This window comes from Nonomuraea sp. NEAU-A123, assembly GCF_018603905.1.
GTDB lineage: Bacteria > Actinomycetota > Actinomycetes > Streptosporangiales > Streptosporangiaceae > Nonomuraea.
Genome location: NZ_JAHFZZ010000021.1, coordinates 1 through 16,106 on the forward strand (window position 1 = coordinate 1; position 16,106 = coordinate 16,106).

At 68.9% G+C, this 16,106-nt stretch carries 17 protein-coding genes and 1 tRNA gene; 11 read left to right on the forward strand and 7 right to left on the reverse strand.

Annotation, left to right across the window (positions count from 1 at the left end; all coding sequences use genetic code 11):
- Positions 1 to 606: 606 nt before the first annotated feature.
- Positions 607 to 683, reverse strand: a tRNA-Pro gene (locus tag KLK06_RS44230).
- A 91-nt stretch (positions 684 to 774) separates the two neighbouring features.
- Between KLK06_RS44230 and KLK06_RS44235 the strand changes: the two genes are divergently transcribed.
- From KLK06_RS44235 to KLK06_RS44250, 4 genes are all read left to right on the forward strand, one after another.
- Positions 775 to 1,200, forward strand: coding sequence for a hypothetical protein (locus tag KLK06_RS44235; RefSeq protein ID WP_214641729.1), 426 nt, complete (start codon positions 775 to 777; stop codon positions 1,198 to 1,200).
- A gap of 69 nt (positions 1,201 to 1,269) precedes the next feature.
- On the forward strand, positions 1,270 to 1,815 hold the full coding sequence (locus KLK06_RS44240) for a hypothetical protein (RefSeq protein ID WP_214641730.1): 546 nt from the start codon (positions 1,270 to 1,272) through the stop codon (positions 1,813 to 1,815).
- Positions 1,816 to 1,820: 5 nt separating this feature from the next.
- The gene (locus KLK06_RS44245) at positions 1,821 to 2,663 is read left to right on the forward strand and encodes a hypothetical protein (protein ID WP_214641731.1); all 843 of its coding nucleotides are present in this window, start codon (positions 1,821 to 1,823) and stop codon (positions 2,661 to 2,663) included.
- A gap of 6 nt (positions 2,664 to 2,669) precedes the next feature.
- A complete protein-coding gene (locus KLK06_RS44250; RefSeq protein ID WP_214641732.1) occupies positions 2,670 to 2,864 on the forward strand; it encodes a hypothetical protein in 195 nt (64 codons plus the stop codon).
- A 97-nt stretch (positions 2,865 to 2,961) separates the two neighbouring features.
- Here the strand turns inward: KLK06_RS44250 and KLK06_RS44255 are convergent, their stop codons facing one another.
- Complete coding sequence (locus tag KLK06_RS44255) at positions 2,962 to 3,318, reverse strand: ATP-binding protein (RefSeq protein WP_308168721.1); 357 nt, start codon at positions 3,316 to 3,318, stop codon at positions 2,962 to 2,964.
- Between the two features lie 72 nt (positions 3,319 to 3,390).
- The gene (locus KLK06_RS44260; RefSeq protein ID WP_214641734.1) at positions 3,391 to 4,161 is read right to left on the reverse strand and encodes a SigB/SigF/SigG family RNA polymerase sigma factor; all 771 of its coding nucleotides are present in this window, start codon (positions 4,159 to 4,161) and stop codon (positions 3,391 to 3,393) included.
- 176 nt (positions 4,162 to 4,337) lie between these two features.
- Between KLK06_RS44260 and KLK06_RS44265 the strand changes: the two genes are divergently transcribed.
- Positions 4,338 to 4,694: an STAS domain-containing protein gene (locus tag KLK06_RS44265; protein ID WP_214641899.1), complete on the forward strand. Its 357-nt coding sequence runs from the start codon at positions 4,338 to 4,340 to the stop codon at positions 4,692 to 4,694.
- Positions 4,695 to 4,707: 13 nt separating this feature from the next.
- Here the strand turns inward: KLK06_RS44265 and KLK06_RS44270 are convergent, their stop codons facing one another.
- Positions 4,708 to 5,412 (reverse strand): GAF and ANTAR domain-containing protein, encoded by a 705-nt coding sequence (locus KLK06_RS44270; RefSeq protein ID WP_250906974.1) that lies wholly within the window; start codon positions 5,410 to 5,412, stop codon positions 4,708 to 4,710.
- A 73-nt stretch (positions 5,413 to 5,485) separates the two neighbouring features.
- On the opposite strand from KLK06_RS44270, the gene KLK06_RS44275 reads away from it, so the two are divergent.
- The 3 genes from KLK06_RS44275 (at position 5,486) to KLK06_RS44285 (ending at position 9,131) form a co-directional block, all read left to right on the forward strand.
- The gene (locus tag KLK06_RS44275; RefSeq protein WP_250906975.1) at positions 5,486 to 7,318 is read left to right on the forward strand and encodes a SpoIIE family protein phosphatase; all 1,833 of its coding nucleotides are present in this window, start codon (positions 5,486 to 5,488) and stop codon (positions 7,316 to 7,318) included.
- Positions 7,319 to 7,426: 108 nt separating this feature from the next.
- Entirely contained in the window at positions 7,427 to 8,530 is a 1,104-nt protein-coding gene (locus KLK06_RS44280) for a glycosyltransferase (protein ID WP_214641736.1), read from the forward strand.
- Between the two features lie 10 nt (positions 8,531 to 8,540).
- Positions 8,541 to 9,131, forward strand: a complete 591-nt coding sequence (locus KLK06_RS44285; protein ID WP_214641737.1) for an FMN-binding negative transcriptional regulator — start codon at positions 8,541 to 8,543, stop codon at positions 9,129 to 9,131.
- Here the strand turns inward: KLK06_RS44285 and KLK06_RS44290 are convergent.
- Positions 9,118 to 10,185: a CdaR family transcriptional regulator gene (locus KLK06_RS44290; RefSeq protein ID WP_214641738.1), complete on the reverse strand. Its 1,068-nt coding sequence runs from the start codon at positions 10,183 to 10,185 to the stop codon at positions 9,118 to 9,120. The two genes, KLK06_RS44285 and KLK06_RS44290, sit on opposite strands and share 14 nt — an antisense overlap.
- Before the next feature lie 76 nt (positions 10,186 to 10,261).
- Between KLK06_RS44290 and KLK06_RS44295 the strand changes: the two genes are divergently transcribed.
- Entirely contained in the window at positions 10,262 to 11,179 is a 918-nt protein-coding gene (locus KLK06_RS44295; protein WP_214641739.1) for a proline dehydrogenase family protein, read from the forward strand.
- The gene (gene pruA, locus KLK06_RS44300) at positions 11,180 to 12,853 is read left to right on the forward strand and encodes an L-glutamate gamma-semialdehyde dehydrogenase (protein ID WP_214641740.1); all 1,674 of its coding nucleotides are present in this window, start codon (positions 11,180 to 11,182) and stop codon (positions 12,851 to 12,853) included.
- 58 nt (positions 12,854 to 12,911) lie between these two features.
- Here the strand turns inward: pruA and KLK06_RS44305 are convergent, their stop codons facing one another.
- Entirely contained in the window at positions 12,912 to 13,826 is a 915-nt protein-coding gene (locus KLK06_RS44305) for a helix-turn-helix transcriptional regulator (RefSeq protein ID WP_214641741.1), read from the reverse strand.
- A gap of 335 nt (positions 13,827 to 14,161) precedes the next feature.
- A complete protein-coding gene (locus tag KLK06_RS60655) occupies positions 14,162 to 14,755 on the reverse strand; it encodes a PadR family transcriptional regulator (RefSeq protein WP_250906976.1) in 594 nt (197 codons plus the stop codon).
- A 65-nt stretch (positions 14,756 to 14,820) separates the two neighbouring features.
- Here KLK06_RS60655 and KLK06_RS44315 point away from each other — a divergent pair, with 65 nt between their 5' ends.
- Positions 14,821 to 16,029: an NAD(P)/FAD-dependent oxidoreductase gene (locus tag KLK06_RS44315; RefSeq protein WP_214641743.1), complete on the forward strand. Its 1,209-nt coding sequence runs from the start codon at positions 14,821 to 14,823 to the stop codon at positions 16,027 to 16,029.
- Positions 16,030 to 16,106: the final 77 nt, after the last annotated feature.

Here is a 16,106-nt window from a genome sequence, read left to right on the forward strand (position 1 = left end):
ACTGCTCAGGGGCATGCCTGTCCCCAAGACACACCGGCGAGCACACGCGGGCGTGGGGACTTAAATCTGGCCACCAGTGGTGACCTCAACCCGGCCACCTGCGGCTACCTTTGCACGGCCACGGACATGCGCAATGGCCATTGCGGTCAGCAACTTGACTCTTGGCCTAGGAGGGCTGTCCTCCGATAAGGCTTCCATTCGGCATGATCAAGTGTGCCACGCGCCATCATCGCGGCACGACGAAAACTGCACCGATGTCCGATGAAGCCAAGAAGGTAGCCAAACGTCGTCGATGACGGCCTGGATCGGTAGCGGCACTGCTGCCGGAAGATCGTCAAGAACGCCGGGATGCCCGCGTACTAACTGGACCCCGCGCGAGATGCGCCACAGCTTCGTCTCGCTGCTGTCCGATTCCGCCGTCCCGCTGGAGGACATCGCCCGCCTGGTCGGCCACAGCGGTCACCGAAGCCGCCTACCGCAAGCAGACCCGCCCCGTACTCCTGCAAGGAGCTGCGGCGATGGACGGTCTCTTCACCCGCTGGTCACTCACCCATGCAAAAGGGTGCCACCCTAACGAGTGACACCCCGATCGACCAGTGAAAAACCTGGTCGGGACGACAGGATTTGAACCTGCGACCCCTTGACCCCCAGTCAAGTGCGCTACCAAGCTGCGCTACGTCCCGGTTGTGTCGATCACCCCCTGCGGGGCGAGACGTCATAACCTTAGCGCACATCAGAACCGCACGTGTACTCAGCAGGAGGCAGGAGGGGCTCGTGGGGCGCAGGCCGACCGTCGATCGGGGTGAGCTGGCCAGGCTCGTCGCCGAGGGGATGAGCGTGCACGAGTTGGCCGCGCATTTCGGGGTGAGTGAGTCCGGGGTGCTGCAGGCCAAGCGGGCCGCGGGCCTGGCCAAGCCGATGCTCGATCACAGCCGGGCCGTACCGTGGAAGCTGGAGCGCGGGCACGCGCAGTCCGGGCCCGCCACGAACCTGCGGAACCTGTCCGCCGCCGCGCAGGGGAAGCCGCCGGCGGCAGAGCGGTTGAACACCGCGCTGCGGTGGGCGCAGCGGCTTGTCGATGCCGGGCTGGATGTCGATTACGACAGTGTCAGTGGGTTCAGGGAGGTCGCTGCGGCCCCTGGCGGCTCTCACGTCGCAGCGGTGCTCGAAAGCGCCAGGAAAGCGCTGGAAGGCCGCTGAAGCCTGCGTTTCGGATGCTCGCAGGGGGGCAGTCGCTGGTCTCGACAATAGAGACCGGAGGCGAACATCATGTCCACCTTTATCTGGGTGGTCGTCGTCGTGGTCGCGGTGGTGGCCCTTGCCGCAGTCGGCTACGTGGTGTTGCAGCAGCAGCGCCGCAGCCGCCTCCGCGCGCGTTTCGGCCCTGAGTACGAACGTCTGATGGCTGAGCACGACAGCAAGCGCGACGCGGAGCAGGAGTTGCTCGCCCGTGAGCAGCGCCACTCCGAGCTGGACATCCGGCCCCTGCCGGAGGAGTCGCGTGACAGCTACGCCACTCGGTGGACCGAGGTGCAGGAGCGCTTCGTCGACGCCCCGGGGTTCTCGGTGACCGAAGCCGACCAGCTGGTCACGGCGGTCATGGCCGAGCGGGGCTACCCGACGGACGACTTCGAGCAGCGGCTGTCAGACCTGTCCGTCGGGCACGCGGCCACCCTGGACCACTACCGGACAGCCCACGAGATCAGCGGGCGCGCCGCCAGGAAGGAGGCCTCCACCGAGGACCTCCGCCAGGCGATGGTGCACTACCGCGCGCTCTTCGAGGAACTCCTGCAAGAGACCACGCGAGGACGGTGACAGATATGACGAGCGACAGCGACGAGCTCAAAGTGCCGTCGCAACGGGCGGACCATGCCAACGACGAGGACGAGCGTGAGGACAACCCTTCACGCGAGCACCTCGACGAGCGCGCCTCGAGCAGCGGGTACGGCCCGGCGGACGACTTCCGTACGGACGACCCTTCAGACCGAGACGACCTTTCGGACCGAGACGACCTTTCAGGCCGAGAAGATCTTTCAGAGCGGGACGACCGGGACGACCTCCGCGCGAACGACACCCCCACGGCCGACCTCACCAGAGACGACGAGAACGACGATAACGACGGCGCCCGCCACCACGAGCCGTACGCCCCGACGGGCGGCGACATGCTGGCGGACCCCGAGCCGAGCCTGGGCGCGGACCCGGCACACGCCGAGCCCGAGTCCGAGTACGGCGACGAACAGGACGACGTCCACGGGCTCGTGGCGGTGGAGGGCGCGCCGGCCCACGCGGCGCCTCCTGAGTCCGTCATCCTGTTCGACCAGGACCCGGCCGAGGTGCAGGCCCGCTGGCGCGAACTGCAGACCTCGTTCGTGGACGACCCCGGCGACGCCGTCCAGCGGGCCGAAGGGCTCGTTGACGAGGTTGTCGAGGCGCTGACCAGCAGCTTGACGGCCCGCACCGGCGAGCTGCGCGACCGCTGGAAGGGCGCCGGCGACACCGAGCAGCTACGGCTGGCTCTGCGCGAGTACCGAGTCGTGCTGGAGCGGCTGCTCACCCTCTCAGGCCCCGAATCGGCCCCCGAATCGGTCCACGCATCGACTCCCGACTCGGTCCACGAATCGGCTCACGCATCGGCCTTCGAATCTGGCCACGGAACGAGGTAACGGGACATGCTGGCGATAGTCGCGGCGATCATCTTCGGTCTGGGTTTCCTGCTCGACCTGCTGAACGTGAGCATCGGGTCGGGGATCTCAGGCACGACGTTCATGCTGCTCGGTCTCACGCTGCTGGCGCTGCACCAGGCCGGCATCGGTACGGCCACCATCAAGAGCAACGGCGGCTGGCGGGGCCGCACCCGTCGATAGTCAGACAGCCGAAGCACACCAGACAGGCGCGCGGCGCACTCGGTCACGAGGCGCCGCGCGTACACGTCACAAGCAGTCACGTCACAAGCAGTGCAGTTCAGGTCTTGCCGGGGAAACGCATGGTGACCGTGCTGCCCTCGCCGCCGACCCGCAGTGACAGGTCGGAGGAGAGCAGGCGGGCCACCCAGAGCCCCATCCCGCCCACGGAGCCGGGCATCGGCCCAGGCTTCCAGGTGCCTTCGTCGTGTACCTCGACCACCAGCTCGCCGTTGTGTACCCAAGTGCGGAGCTGTGCGTCGACCGTGCCGTGCGTGACGGCATTGGTGGCCACCTCGTTGACGGCGATGACGAAATCGCCCACCGCCTCCTCCGCCATGCCCACCCCCCGGGCCTCGGACGCGGCGAACTGCCGGACCCGTGGCAGGTCCGGCAGCCGGAAGCTCAGCTCTTTCACGGGCGCGCCAGGGGGCGGACTGATGGAGCCCGCCTGAGGATCAACATCCCCGTTCACCCGGTAACCGCCTTATCAGCCGACTAGCTCACTACGTAGCTGGTCCAGCACTTTACGGAGGATTCGCGATACATGCATCTGAGAGATGCCGAACTCTGCCGCTATTTCGGCTTGAGTCATGTTCCCAAAGAAGCGAAGGAGCAGGATGTGCTTCTCCCGGGACGGGAGAGCGTCGATCAGCGGCTTGACCGCCTCCCGATCGACCAACTTGCTCAACGTGTCGTCGTCCTCCGGGATGACGTCGCCGAGCGAGGCGGCGTCGTCGTCGGTCCCGAGCGGCGCGTCGAGCGACAGCGTGCTGTAGGCGGCGGAGGCGTCGAGCGTGAGCAGGACGTCCTCCTCGCTGATGTTCATCTTCGCGGCCAGCTCGGCCACGGTGGGGGAGCGGCCGAGGTCCTGGCTGAGGTCGGCGACGAGCCGGTTCAGCTCGGAGCGGCGCTCCTGGTAGAGGCGCGGCACCCGGATGGCCCAGGTGCGGTCGCGGAAGTGGCGCTTGACCTCGCCGGTCATCGTGACGACGGCGTACCCCCTGAAGGCGTGGCCGAGGGCGGGGTCGAAGCCGTTGATGGCCTTCATCAGGCCGACGTACGCGGCCTGCAGGAGATCCTCCATGGGCTCGCCGCGGTAGCGGTAGCGCCTGGCGATCTCCATGGCGAGCGAGCGGTGCATCTCGACGATGCGTTCGCGCAGGCGTTCCTGGTGGCTGTCGGGAGTGGCTTCGCTGACCATCTCGGCCAGCAGTTCTTCGGCGGTCAACTCCTCGAGGACGTATTCCTTTACAGCCATCGCTGCTCCTCATATGGGTCGCAGGGCGGCCTCCACCTGCAAAAAAAGCCCAAGCAGAGGCATGCCTCGCTCTACATCCGAGACGGAAGCCCTCTGCTGGACTTCGGATCCAGTGTCCCCCCTAACGGCGGAAGTATTCCTCCTTCGCGTGGTGACAGTAAGGTTGCCCCGTGACAATGCCGGAGAACGGCGAAGGGGCGGTGACGGCCCTGAGCCTTACGTCGTCGACCGTGGACGAGATCACGGTGATCAAGGTCGATGGCATACTCGACGCCACGACGCGCGAGCAGTTCGCCGACTACCTCTCCCTGGCGGGCTCCGAGCTGATCCTGGACCTGGCCGGGGTGACGTTCATGGACTCGCGCGCGCTCGGCCTGATCGTCCATCATTGGCAGACCAGCCTGGCGTCGGGGGCCAGGTTCGCGCTGGTCGGCGTGGAATATTCGAAGTCGAAGGTGATGTGGATCACCGGGCTCGCGCAGCGGCTGCCGCTGTACGACACGCTCGACGACGCCTTGGCCGCCATTGGCTGAGCGCGATCCGACATCACTTGCGGCGGGATTTCTTCTGGTGCTCCTCGACCAGGAGCCTGGCCAGATCCGCCACCTTGACCTGATGGTGCTGTGAGATCCGGCGCAGTTCCTCGAAGGCGGCCTCGGCCGAGCATCCGCTGGTCTTCATGATGATGCCCTTGGCCTGGTCGATCACCGATCGTCCGGCCAGGGCCTCATGGAGCTGGGCGGCGTCGGTACGCGCTTCCTCGAAGTCCCAGAGGTTGGCCATGGCCACGCCCACCTGCTCGGTCAGCATGTCGGCCAGCGCCTGTGCGGCCTGCGGGGAGAAGGCGGACGGCCGTACCGAATACAGGCCGATGATCAGCAGGGCGGGGTCGAGCCGGACCGGCACGGCCAGCACCGAGCGCACGCCCCAGCGGGCGGCGAGCGGGGCGTAGCGCGGCCAGCGCGAGTCGCTCAGCACATCCATCATGACCACGCGGCCGCCGGTCAGCCGGGCCTCGGTCGACGGGCCCTCGCCGAGGTCGCGCTCGCCTTCGACCAGCATGATCAGCTCGCTGTGCGAGCCCGACACCAGCACCCGCTGGTCGCGCCAGTGCTCGGCGGAGCCGCCCGAGCAACCGGGCACTCCGTCGGCGAGCGCGGTGGTCAGACCGCGCAGCACACTTTCCGTTGAGTTGTCTTCGCCCAACCGCCCGAGAGTCGCCAGGTTGCGGGCAAGTCCGGGGGTGATCATCGCCGTAGATTTCATAACGAGAACGCCCTACCCCTTATGGCTAGCATTATCCAGCGTGGCGTAGCGTCAGAGGATGACCATGCCCGGCCTCGAACATGCCCTGGACGCTCTGTCCGGACGTGTTTCCTCCCTGCGCGAGGCGCGGGCGGCCTACCCCTCAGACCTGGCGCCGACTCTAGACGCCGCGCTCGCGGAACTCGACACCGCCGCCGAGTTGCTCGCCGAGGCGCGCGAAGCACTCAAGAACGCGTCCAAGCGGCAGGGGGGCAAGAAGGACGGGACCCAGCGGGAGCTGAAGCTGCTGCGCCAGGTCTACCGGGCCTTCCCCGTGCCGGTGATCGTGCTCGACGGCGGCGGCGTCGTCAGGCGGATCAATCCCGAGACCTCGCGGATGCTGGGCAGCCCCGACGGCTACCTGGTCGGCCGGTCGTTCCCGCTGCTGGTGGACGTGTCGCGGCGGGCGGCGTTCCGCTCGCACCTGACGTCGGTGCTGCAGACCGGGCAGCCGGCGGCGTTCGAGTCGCGGCTGGCGCACCAGGGCAGGACCCACACGGTCCAGGTGGCGCTGACCCGCCTGACGATGCCCGGCGAGCCGCAGCAGATGGTGGCGGCCGTGGCGCTGCCGACCGAGGTGCAACTGCCCGAGCCGGGCGCGCGGCGGCCCGAGCAGTCGGACGGCGCGCTGCTGCTGGCGGCGGCCAAGCGCCAGGACCTGCTGGCCACGATGACCACGCTGCTGCTGGACGAGGAGGCACTGCGGCAGCCGGTGGCGCTGCCGAGGGCGACGCGGCTGCTGGCGGCCGGCTGGGCCGACTGGGTGATCGCCGACGTGGTGCGCGACGGGCTGACCCGCCGCGCGGCCGTGGTGGCGCCCAAGGACCACCCGCTGGGCGATCTGGTACGGCAGGTCGAGTCCGCCGCCCCGGCCGCGAGCCAGGTGGTGACCCAGGTGCTGGAGCGCGGCTCCGGCGTGGTGCACGAGATGGTCGACGACGAGACGCTGCTGGGCTTCTGCGCCGACGGGCCGCTGCTGACCGCGATGGGCGCGGGTTCGATGCTGTGCGTGCCCATCGGCCGGGCCGACGGCGTGCTGACGCTCGTCAGGGCGCACGACCGGCCCCCGTTCACGCTGGCCGACCTCGGGGTCATGCAGGAGGTCGGACTCCAGCTCGGGCTCGCGGTGCGTGCGCAGAGCAGCTTCCAGAGCCGTTCACGGGCCGCTGACGCGCTGTCGGCGACCGTCGCGCCGCGCAATCTGCCGGATGTGCCCGGGTACGAGGCCGCCGCGATCTACAACCCCGGCGCGTCGGTCGGCGCCGAGTTCTACGACGTGTTCCCCGTCGCGGACGGCTGGGCGTTCGCGCTCGGCGGCGCCGCGGGCAAGGGCGAGGAGGCGGCCTCGGTCAGCGCGATGGTCAGGGGCGGGGTGCGGGTGCTCAGCGTCTGGGAGTCCGATCCCGACGTGGTGCTGCGCAAGGTGAACGAGGCCCTGGTGTCGCAGGGGACCGGCATGTTCGTGATGGTCGTGGCCGGGTTCGTGCGGGGCCGCAGGATTCGCCTGTCGTCCGCGGGGCATCATCCGGCCGCGCTGCTGCTGCCCGACGGGAGCGTCCGGTTCGCCGCGGGTGGTGGCGTGCCGTTGGGCATCTCGCCGGAGGCCGAGACCGAGGCCGAGGAGCTCAACGTCGCGGTGGGTGAGACGCTGCTGCTCTACTCCGAGGGGCTGATCTCCTCCAGGAACGACGTCGGTGAGCCGTACGGCGAGGAGCGGCTGGCCGACGTGCTGGGCAGATGCGCGGGTCAGGCGCCGACGACGATCGTGAAGGCGGTCGAGGCGGACCGGCACGCGTTCTCCGGTGGGCAGGTTTGGGATGAGATCGTGGTGCTGGCTCTCCGTGGTGTCTGATCTGCGGGGGTTTGCGGATCAGCCATCTACGGGTAAGGTCATGTCCAGAGAACGACGTGCCTAAGACGCAGGCACACCTTGAAGGCTGTTTTAACGCTGAGGTGTGCCATGAATATCGCGATCGTCGCTTCCGCCGCAGGAAACAAGCGTCATCAGATTCTCTCCGTCGCACGTGAGCTGGGACGCGATCATCACGTCACGATCTACTCCCGCCGTGACAGCGCTGAAGGAAAGCCCAGAACGCGAGTGGCCCCGGGCGTCATGCTGGAGCACATCGATGTGGGCCCGCTCCGCGATCTCACCCCCACCGACGTCATGCCGTACCTCAAGGATGTCGGCCAGTACCTCAGCCGGCGGTGGAGCCAGGAACGGCCGGACGTGATCCACGCCCACTCCTGGACCGGCGGCCTCGCCGCCGTCAGCGGCGCCAAGGGCCTGCAGGTGCCGGTCACCCAGACCTTCCACTCGGTCGACACCACCCACCTGAAGCTTGAGCTCGCGCTTGGCCGGAACGCCAGAGCGGTCATCGTCGGCTCCGGTGACGAGGAGTCGGCGCTGATCCGGCTCGGCGTCCCGCGCCACAACATCGCCGTCGTGCCGTACGGCGTGGACACCGAGCGCTTCCACCGCCAGGGCCCGGTGGCCACGCGCGGCAGCCGCAAGCGCCTGCTGCACCTCGGCCCGCTCACTCCCGAGCGCGGCGCCCCCACGATCATCCGCGCGCTGCAGGGCCTCCAGGACGTCGAACTCGTGCTGGCCGGCGGCCCCGAGCCGGAGCTGCTCGACGAGGACCGGGAGGCGCGCCGCCTGCGCGCCCTGGCGGAGCAGCTCGGCGTGTCCGACCGCGTGACCCTGCTCGGCCAGGTCAAGCGGGCCGCGGTGCCCAAGCTCATGCGCAGCGCCGACGCCGTGGTGTCGCTGCCGCGCGAGGCCACGACGGGCGTCGTCGCGCTGGAGGCCATGGCCTGCGGCGTACCGGTCATCGCCTCGGCCGTCGGCGCGCACCTCGACTCGATCATCGACGGCGTCACCGGCCTGCTGGTGCCGCCGGACCGTCCCGCGCGGACCGCGCGCCTGGCCCGCGAGCTGCTGACGGACCCGACGCTGCGCACCGCGCTCGGTTACGCGGGCGCTGACCGCGCCCGTTCGCGCTACTCGTGGGAGCGGGTCAGCCAGGAGCTGGTGCGGGTGTACGAGCTCGCCTGCGCTTAAAGTTCCTTTTATGCTGATTCATCCTTGGGACGCCGGCACCGACGAGCAGTCCCTGGCGTACGTGAAGGACAACCAGTTCGGGCACCTCATAGCCGCGGGCCGCGGTCGTGAGGTGCCCGTCGTGGTGCCGACGCAGTTCCTGCTCGTGGACGACCGGACGATCGTGCTCCACCTGGCCAGGCCCAACCCCGTCTGGGCGGCGATCGGCGAGAACCCCAAGGTGGTCATGTCGGTGGCGGGGCCCTGGTCCTACATCCCCGGACAGTGGCGGGCCGAGCCCGGTGTCGAGCCCGAGCTCGGTGTGCCGACCACGTACTACTCCTCCGTCCAGCTCATCTGCCAGGCGGAGATCGTCACGGAGGTCGAGGGCAAGCTGGAGATCCTGCGTGAGCAGCTCGACGACCTCGAACCCGGACACGGCGATCCGGGCCGGATGCCGCGGCTGATGTCCGGCATCCAGGGGATCCGGCTGGCGATCGAGGAGATCCGCGGCAAGTTCAAGTACGACGGCCACAAGGACGCCGCCCACCGGGAGCGGGTCGCCAAGGGGCTGACCGAGCGCGCCGGGCCCGGTGACTCGTCAGCCCTCAGCCATCTGTGACCGGCAGGAGGCGGGCCGCCTTGAGGCCCAGGTGGACGGTCAGGCGGTCGTCGCCGTCCGACAGGTCCCGGTGCAGCACCCGCTCGGCCTTGCCCAGCCGGTAGTACAGCGTCTGGCGGTGGATGCCCAGCTCGGCGGCCGTCTTCTGGGCGTGGCCGCCGTGGTCCAGGTAGACCTCCACGGTGTGCGCCAGCTCGTGGTCGAGCGCCGCGGTCTCGGCCGCCAGCTCGCGCAGGTCGCTCTGGCCGAGCCGGGCCAGCAGCCGGTGCACGCCCAGGTCCTCCCACCGGGCGACGGGCGCGAAGCGGGGGAAGTGCTCGGCGACACGCAGCGCCTGCCGCGCCTCGCGCCAGCTCTGCCAGGCGTCCGCCGGGTCCACCCGCGGGGCGCCGAGGCCGGCCGCCGTGCCGTAGGCGCTCTGGAGGGTCTGGGCGACCTCGGCGGCCAGGTGCGCCGGGGCGAGCAGCGCGATGGGCGAACCGGCGCGGGCCAGGACGCCGCGCGGCAGCGTCCAGAGGGCGGCGACGCGCTCCTCCGACTCGCGCACGGCGATCGCGGCGACGGGCCCGCGCATCTCGATGGAGGCGCCGGCCCGCTCCTCCGGGTCCGCCGAGAGCAGCGCGCGCAGGCCGTGGCCGAGGTCCTGACGGCTTCTGGCCTCCTGGGCGAGTGCGGCGCCGGCCCTGGCGACCAGCGGGGCGGCCCGCAGCAGCACCTCGTCGGTGAGGCTGCCGGAGTCGAGCAGCCACAGGTAGCCGTAGGTGACCTCGCCGTGGCGCAGCGGCCAGCAGACCCTGGCCAGGACCTTGAGGTCGGCGTCCGCGGGGATCCGGACCGGGCCGTGCGCGCGGGCGATGCCGTAGCGTTCGAAGTAGTCGCGAACCTCGCCCGTGGCGCGCCTGCGCAGGATCGACTCCTGGCGGACGGTGTCGATGTCGCCGTGCTGCGCGCCGTACGCCAGCAGGCGGAACGAGCGGTCCTCCAGTGTCGCGGACGCCCCCAGCAGGCGGGCGAGCTCGTCGACGGTCTCCTGTAGATCTGCCGAATTGTGCATTTGTATGACAGCCTGCCACAACCACCGTTACGCGCGTCGATGGCCCCATAATGAGCTGCGGTTTTAGGCTGAGAACATGCTGGGTCAACTGCTCCTCACCACCTCCCGGAGCGCGCTGGTACGCCGCTCCGTGTCGGGCTTCCCGCTCACGCGCAAGGTCGTCGACAGGTTCGTCGCCGGTGAGAGCGTGGCGGAGGCCCGGACCGCCATCGAACGGCTGCGCGACGCCAATCTCGCGGTCACCGTCGACCATCTCGGCGAAGAGACCCGCGACGCCAAGGCGGCGGCGGCCACCGCCAAGGCGTACATCACGCTGCTCGACGCGCTGCGCCCGCTGGAGCTCGGCCGCCGGGGCGAGGTGTCGGTCAAGCTGTCGGCCCTCGGGCAGCGGCTCGACGACGCGATGGCGCTGGAGCACGCCCGCGAGATCTGCGCCGCCGCCGATGCGGGCGGCTCGACCGTGACGCTCGACATGGAGGACCACACCACCGTCGACTCGACCCTCGGGATCCTGCGCAAGCTGCGCGACGACTTCCCGTCGACCGGCGTGGCAATCCAGGCCTACCTGTTCCGCAGCGCGGACGACTGCCGCGAGCTGGCCGGCGAGGGCTCGCGGGTACGCCTGGTCAAGGGCGCCTACCGGGAGCCCGCCTCGGTCGCGCACCAGGGCAAGAGCGACGTCGACAAGGCGTACGTGCGATGCCTGCGGATCCTCATGGCGGGGCAGGGGTATCCCATGGTGGCGACGCACGACGACCGGATCATCTCGATCACCGAGCTGCTCGCCGACCGCTTCGGCCGCGGGCTCGGGTCCTACGAGTACCAGATGCTGTACGGGATCCGCACCGACCGGCAGGAGGACCTCGCCGGAGCGGGTCACACCGTCCGCGTCTACGTTCCCTATGGCGACGACTGGTACGGCTATTTCATGCGGCGCCTGGCCGAGCGCCCCGCCAACGTCGCCTTCTTCCTTCGTGCCCTTGGGGGTAAGTAAATGGATGCCATCAGCAACGTGCCCGTTCCCGCCAACGAGCGGGTGTACGGCTACGCGCCGGGCAGCCCGGAGCGTACGACGCTGGAGAACCGGATCAAGGAGCTGTCCGGCTCCTCGATCGACCTGACCATGACGATCGACGGCGCGCGGCGGCTCGGCGGCGGCGCTCCGATCGACGTGGTGCAGCCGCACAACACCGCCTCCGTCCTCGGCCGCACGCACGACGCCACGGCCCAGGACGTGCGGGCGGCCGTCGACAGCGCGCTGCGGGCCGCTCCGGCCTGGCGGGCGCTGTCGTTCGACGAGCGGGCGGCGATCTTCCTCAAGGCGGCCGACCTGCTGGCCGGACCGTGGCGGGCGACGCTGAACGCCGCGACCGTGCTCGGGCAGTCGAAGTCGGCGCAGCAGGCGGAGATCGACGCGGCCTGCGAGCTGATCGACTTCCTGCGGTTCAACGTGGCCTACGCGCGGCAGCTCTACGCCGACCAGCCGGTGTCCTCGCCCGGGGTGTGGAACCGGATGGAGTACCGGGCGCTCGAAGGCTTCGTCCTGGCGATCACCCCGTTCAACTTCACCGCCATCGCCGGAAATTTGCCGACGTCGGCGGCTTTGATGGGAAATGTCGTCGTTTGGAAGCCGTCGCCCACGCAGCAGTTCGCGGCGCACTTCACGATGCGCCTGCTGGAGGAGGCCGGTCTGCCGCCGGGTGTGATCAACATGGTCACCGGCAACGGCCAGGCGATCTCCGAGGTGGCACTCACGCACCCGGCGCTGGCGGGCATCCACTTCACCGGCTCGACCGCGACCTTCCAGCACCTGTGGGGCACGATCGGCGCGAACATCTCCACCTACCGCGGCTACCCGCGCATCGTCGGCGAGACCGGCGGCAAGGACTTCGTCCTGGCCCACCCGTCGGCCGACCCGGCCGTGCTCTCGACCGCGCTGGTCAGGGGCGCGTTCGAGTACCAGGGCCAGAAGTGCTCGGCGGCCTCGCGGGCGTACGTGCCGCGGTCGATCTGGTCGCGCATGCGTGACGACCTCGTGTCCGCGGCCGAGTCGCTGACCGTGGGCGACGTGGCGGCCGACCTGTCGACGTTCATGGGCGCGGTCATCGACGACCGGGCCTTCGCCAAGCACAAGGCGGCCATCGACCGGGCTCGCGACGCCTCGAACATCGACCTGCTCACCGGCTCCTACGACGACTCCTCCGGATATTTCGTGAAGCCGACCATCCTGGAGTGCGCCGACCCCACCGACGAGATCTTCGTCAAGGAGTACTTCGGGCCGATCCTGGGCGTACACGTCTATGAGGACGGCGACTTCGACGCGGTGCTCGACCAGATGGAGAGCGTCTCGCCCTACGCGCTGACCGGGTCGATCATCGCCCAGGACCGCTACGCGATCGCCGCGGCCTCGGAGCGGCTGCGCTTCGCGGCGGGCAACTTCTACATCAACGACAAGCCGACGGGCGCGGTCGTGGGCCAGCAGCCGTTCGGCGGCGCCCGCGCCTCGGGCACCAACGACAAGGCGGGCTCGATCTTCAACCTGATCCGCTGGGTGAACGCCCGGACGATCAAGGAGACCTTCGTCCCGCCGGTCATCACCGGCCCGTTCCGGGGCGACGTCCCGCAGTCGGGCTACGAGCAGCCCGATCTGAAGAAGCTGGGCTACTGAGGCCCGGCCGCCTGGCGGCTGAACAGACGAGCCATCCCCGGACCCGGGGGTGGCTCGTCTATTCCGGCGGCGGGGGCGCCGACCACAGCGTGCTGATGATCTGGTGGAGGATCTCCGGGGTCGCGGCCGCGGGCTGCGCGTAGACGCTCAGCTGATTCAGCAGATGCCGGTACGGCCGGACGTCGGCGTCCTTGGTGAGGTATTGGGCTTCGGCGGTCTGTTCCATATAGACCACATCGGGCAAATCCGCCTCGGCGAAGCGCAGGATCGTGAAGGGGTCCACGCCCTTACCGGGACCGAAGGAGAGCACCTGGAGGGTGATGTGCGGGAGGTCGACCATCTCTTGGAGATGCTCAAGCTGGGCGCGCATCGTCGCGCTGTCACCGACCTGCCGGCGCAGCACCGACTCATCCATGACCACCCATAATTTGCGTGGTTTGGGGGACAGCAGAAGCTGCTGGCGGTGCATCCGCAAGGCGACTCGGCGCTCGATCAGCTCGGTGTGGCGGTCTTCGTTCTGTGCGATGACCGCCTGGGCGTAGTCCTCGGTTTGGAGCAGGGCCGGGACGTGCTGGACCTCGTAGGTGCGGATGACCATCGCGTCCTGCTCCAGCCCGAGAAATGCCGCGAACTCGTCGGAGATCACGTCTCGGTAGTCCTGCCACCTGCCAGGGGCGTTGGCCTGCGCGGCCAAGGTGAGCACGACCTGGCGTTCGGCCTCGTCGACGCCGTACAGGCTGAGCAGATCGGCCACGTCGTCCAGTGGGAGGTCGGTACGTCCGCTCTCCACGTGGCTGATCGTGGAAGGCGGGCTTCCGATGGCGGACCCCGCGTCCGCGCGGGAAATCCCGCGTGACTCGCGCAGCCGGCGCAGACGTACGCCGACCAGCATCCGCAGCGCTGTCGGTCCGGACTGGCGCAATGTCTCGCCAGGGATTCCCGTCGAGTCGCCTCTACCGCGAGCAGTCGGCATTTATGCTCCCAATTCAGCAAATCGCCACTCTGCGATCGCTTACATCTTGCCACATAAGTAGCTGAGATATTATTCAATGTCGCGAACTGGCCACATCTGGCCCGGTCAATCGACGGCTCTCCGTCACTTCATCCAGAGATATCCAGTTTGTCGACATTCGTGGCATAGGACGCTTTTGTATGACCGCTGGGTTCAGTAAAGAATTCCCGGAAATCGTGAAGATCGTTCAACTGTATCGGCATCTGATGGAGAGTTTCCTCGATATCGGCACGGAGCTACCCACTGTGGATAACACCCACGAACTGGCTCAGCAAGCGGATCCGACCAGCCCGTGCCTATCGCGGATCGGCGAAGTCGGCCGGAGACCAGGTCAGCCGGCCGGAGCGGAGGTCGTCGATCAGGGCGGTCAGCCAGCGGTCCTCGGCGACGGCCACCGCGTGCAGGTATTCGAGTTCGAGCAGGCCGACCCGGTGCAGACCCCCCTCGGCCTGGCCGGTCAGCGCGGTCTCCAGTTCCGCCACCGACGCCGTGACGGCCGTCAGCCGCCGCTCCAGTAGGTCGGGGATCTCGTCGGGCGAAAGCAGCAGCAGGTGGGACAGCGCCGCTGGAAACTGGGGAAACTCCCGTTTCGGCACCGCGACCAGGTCCACCAGCCATTCACGGGCGGCCTCGCGGCCCGCGTCGGTGACCTCATAGACGGTCCGCTCGGGGTAGGCGTGGTCCCGCTCGGTGTCCAGCACCGCCACCAGCCCGGCCTCCGCGAGCCGGTCGATCGTCCGGTAGAGGCTCGTCCGCTGCTCGACGTTGACGACCAGATCCTTGCCCCAGTCCTTGATCAGCCGCTGGATCCCGTACGGATGCAGGGGCTTGTAGTGCAGCAGCGCCAGGACGGTGAGGGCCAGCGGCGAACCTCGGAACGCAGTACTCATGCCACCGACACTACTCCGAAACATACTAGTTGACGAGCTACTAGTTTCAATGCAACTATTCCACCATGGAACAGAACACCGCGATCGTGAAGACAGCGCTCGTCATCGGCGGCGGGATCGCCGGGCCGGTCACCGCGATGGCCCTGCGGAAGGCGGGCATCGACGCCGTCGTCTACGAGGCCTATGAGCAGGCCGCCGACGGGGTCGGCGGTGGCATGAGCCTCGCCCCCAACGGAGTCGACGCGCTGGACGCGATCGACTGCGCCGACCTGATCCAGCCGCTCGGCGCGCCGATGACCGGCATCGTGCTCCAGGACTGGAAGGGCAGTCCGCTCGCCGAGTTCGGCAACCCGCCCGGGATCCGGCCGATGCAGTTCGTCTGGCGCGACGAGCTCTACCGGGTGCTGCACGACGAGGCCGCGCGGCGCGGTGTCAGAATTGAGCACGGCAAGCGCCTCGTTCGCGCCGAGGAGACCGCGGACGGGGTGACCGCGCACTTCGCGGACGGCACCCGGGCCACCGCCGACATCCTCATCGGCTGCGACGGCATCCGCTCGACCGTCCGCTCCTTCATCGACCCGGCGGCGCCGGGGCCGCAGTACGCGGGTCTGATCAGCTTCGGCGCCCGCGTACGGGACCCGGGGGTCCCCTCGACCGCGGGCAAGATGCCGATGACCTTCGGCAAGCAGGCGTTCTTCGGCTACCAGGTCTTCGGCGCGGACGACGCCGTCTGGTTCGTGAACCTCCCGCATCCCGAGCCTATGACCGCCGCCGAAGTCCAGGCGACCCCGGCCGCCGAGTGGCTGCCGATCCTGGCGGAGAAGTTCGCCGGCGACGGCACTCCGGCGCGGGACCTGATCGAGCGGACCGACCCGTCGGACGTGGTGATCGTCGGCCCGATGGAGAACATGCCGCCCACGACCGTCACGTGGAGCCAGAGCCGGATCGTGCTGGTCGGCGACGCGGTGCACGCGCCGTCGTCCAGTTCGGGGCAGGGCGCGTCCCTGTCGATCGAGAGCGCGATCCAGCTCGCCCGCTGCCTGCGCGACCTCCCCTACGCTGAGGCGTTCGCCGCCTACGAGGCCGAGCGCCGTCCCCGGGTCGAGCGGGTCATCAAGGAGACGACCCGCAAGAACGCCGGCAAGGCGGCGGGGCCGGTCGGCCGCGTCGTGAACGCCTACGCGATCCGGATCTTCGGCAAGCTGGTCAAGCCCGAGAAGATGTCCTGGATCTTTGACTACCGGATCGACTGGGAAACCAAGGTGACCGGATGATCACAGAGGCTCATCATGGGCCGCTCCCGGCCCCTGAGAAGGCAGCCCTGTAACAGGCGAAGCGATTGCGCGAAACA

Bases quoted from the DNA above. Each gene is read 5' to 3' on its own strand.
- KLK06_RS44240 (WP_214641730.1), top strand. From the start codon at position 1,270: ATGTCCACCTTTATCTGGGTGGTCGTCGTCGTGGTCGCGGTGGTGGCC.
- KLK06_RS44245 (WP_214641731.1), top strand. From the start codon at position 1,821: ATGACGAGCGACAGCGACGAGCTCAAAGTGCCGTCGCAACGGGCGGAC.
- KLK06_RS44250 (WP_214641732.1), top strand. From the start codon at position 2,670: ATGCTGGCGATAGTCGCGGCGATCATCTTCGGTCTGGGTTTCCTGCTC.
- KLK06_RS44260 (WP_214641734.1), bottom strand. From the start codon at position 4,161: ATGGCTGTAAAGGAATACGTCCTCGAGGAGTTGACCGCCGAAGAACTG.
- KLK06_RS44265 (WP_214641899.1), top strand. From the start codon at position 4,338: ATGCCGGAGAACGGCGAAGGGGCGGTGACGGCCCTGAGCCTTACGTCG.
- KLK06_RS44270 (WP_250906974.1), bottom strand. From the start codon at position 5,412: ATGATCACCCCCGGACTTGCCCGCAACCTGGCGACTCTCGGGCGGTTG.
- KLK06_RS44275 (WP_250906975.1), top strand. From the start codon at position 5,486: ATGACCATGCCCGGCCTCGAACATGCCCTGGACGCTCTGTCCGGACGT.
- KLK06_RS44280 (WP_214641736.1), top strand. From the start codon at position 7,427: ATGAATATCGCGATCGTCGCTTCCGCCGCAGGAAACAAGCGTCATCAG.
- KLK06_RS44285 (WP_214641737.1), top strand. From the start codon at position 8,541: ATGCTGATTCATCCTTGGGACGCCGGCACCGACGAGCAGTCCCTGGCG.
- KLK06_RS44290 (WP_214641738.1), bottom strand. From the start codon at position 10,185: ATGCACAATTCGGCAGATCTACAGGAGACCGTCGACGAGCTCGCCCGC.
- KLK06_RS44295 (WP_214641739.1), top strand. From the start codon at position 10,262: ATGCTGGGTCAACTGCTCCTCACCACCTCCCGGAGCGCGCTGGTACGC.
- pruA (WP_214641740.1), top strand. From the start codon at position 11,180: ATGGATGCCATCAGCAACGTGCCCGTTCCCGCCAACGAGCGGGTGTAC.
- KLK06_RS44305 (WP_214641741.1), bottom strand. From the start codon at position 13,826: ATGCCGACTGCTCGCGGTAGAGGCGACTCGACGGGAATCCCTGGCGAG.
- KLK06_RS60655 (WP_250906976.1), bottom strand. From the start codon at position 14,755: ATGAGTACTGCGTTCCGAGGTTCGCCGCTGGCCCTCACCGTCCTGGCG.
- KLK06_RS44315 (WP_214641743.1), top strand. From the start codon at position 14,821: ATGGAACAGAACACCGCGATCGTGAAGACAGCGCTCGTCATCGGCGGC.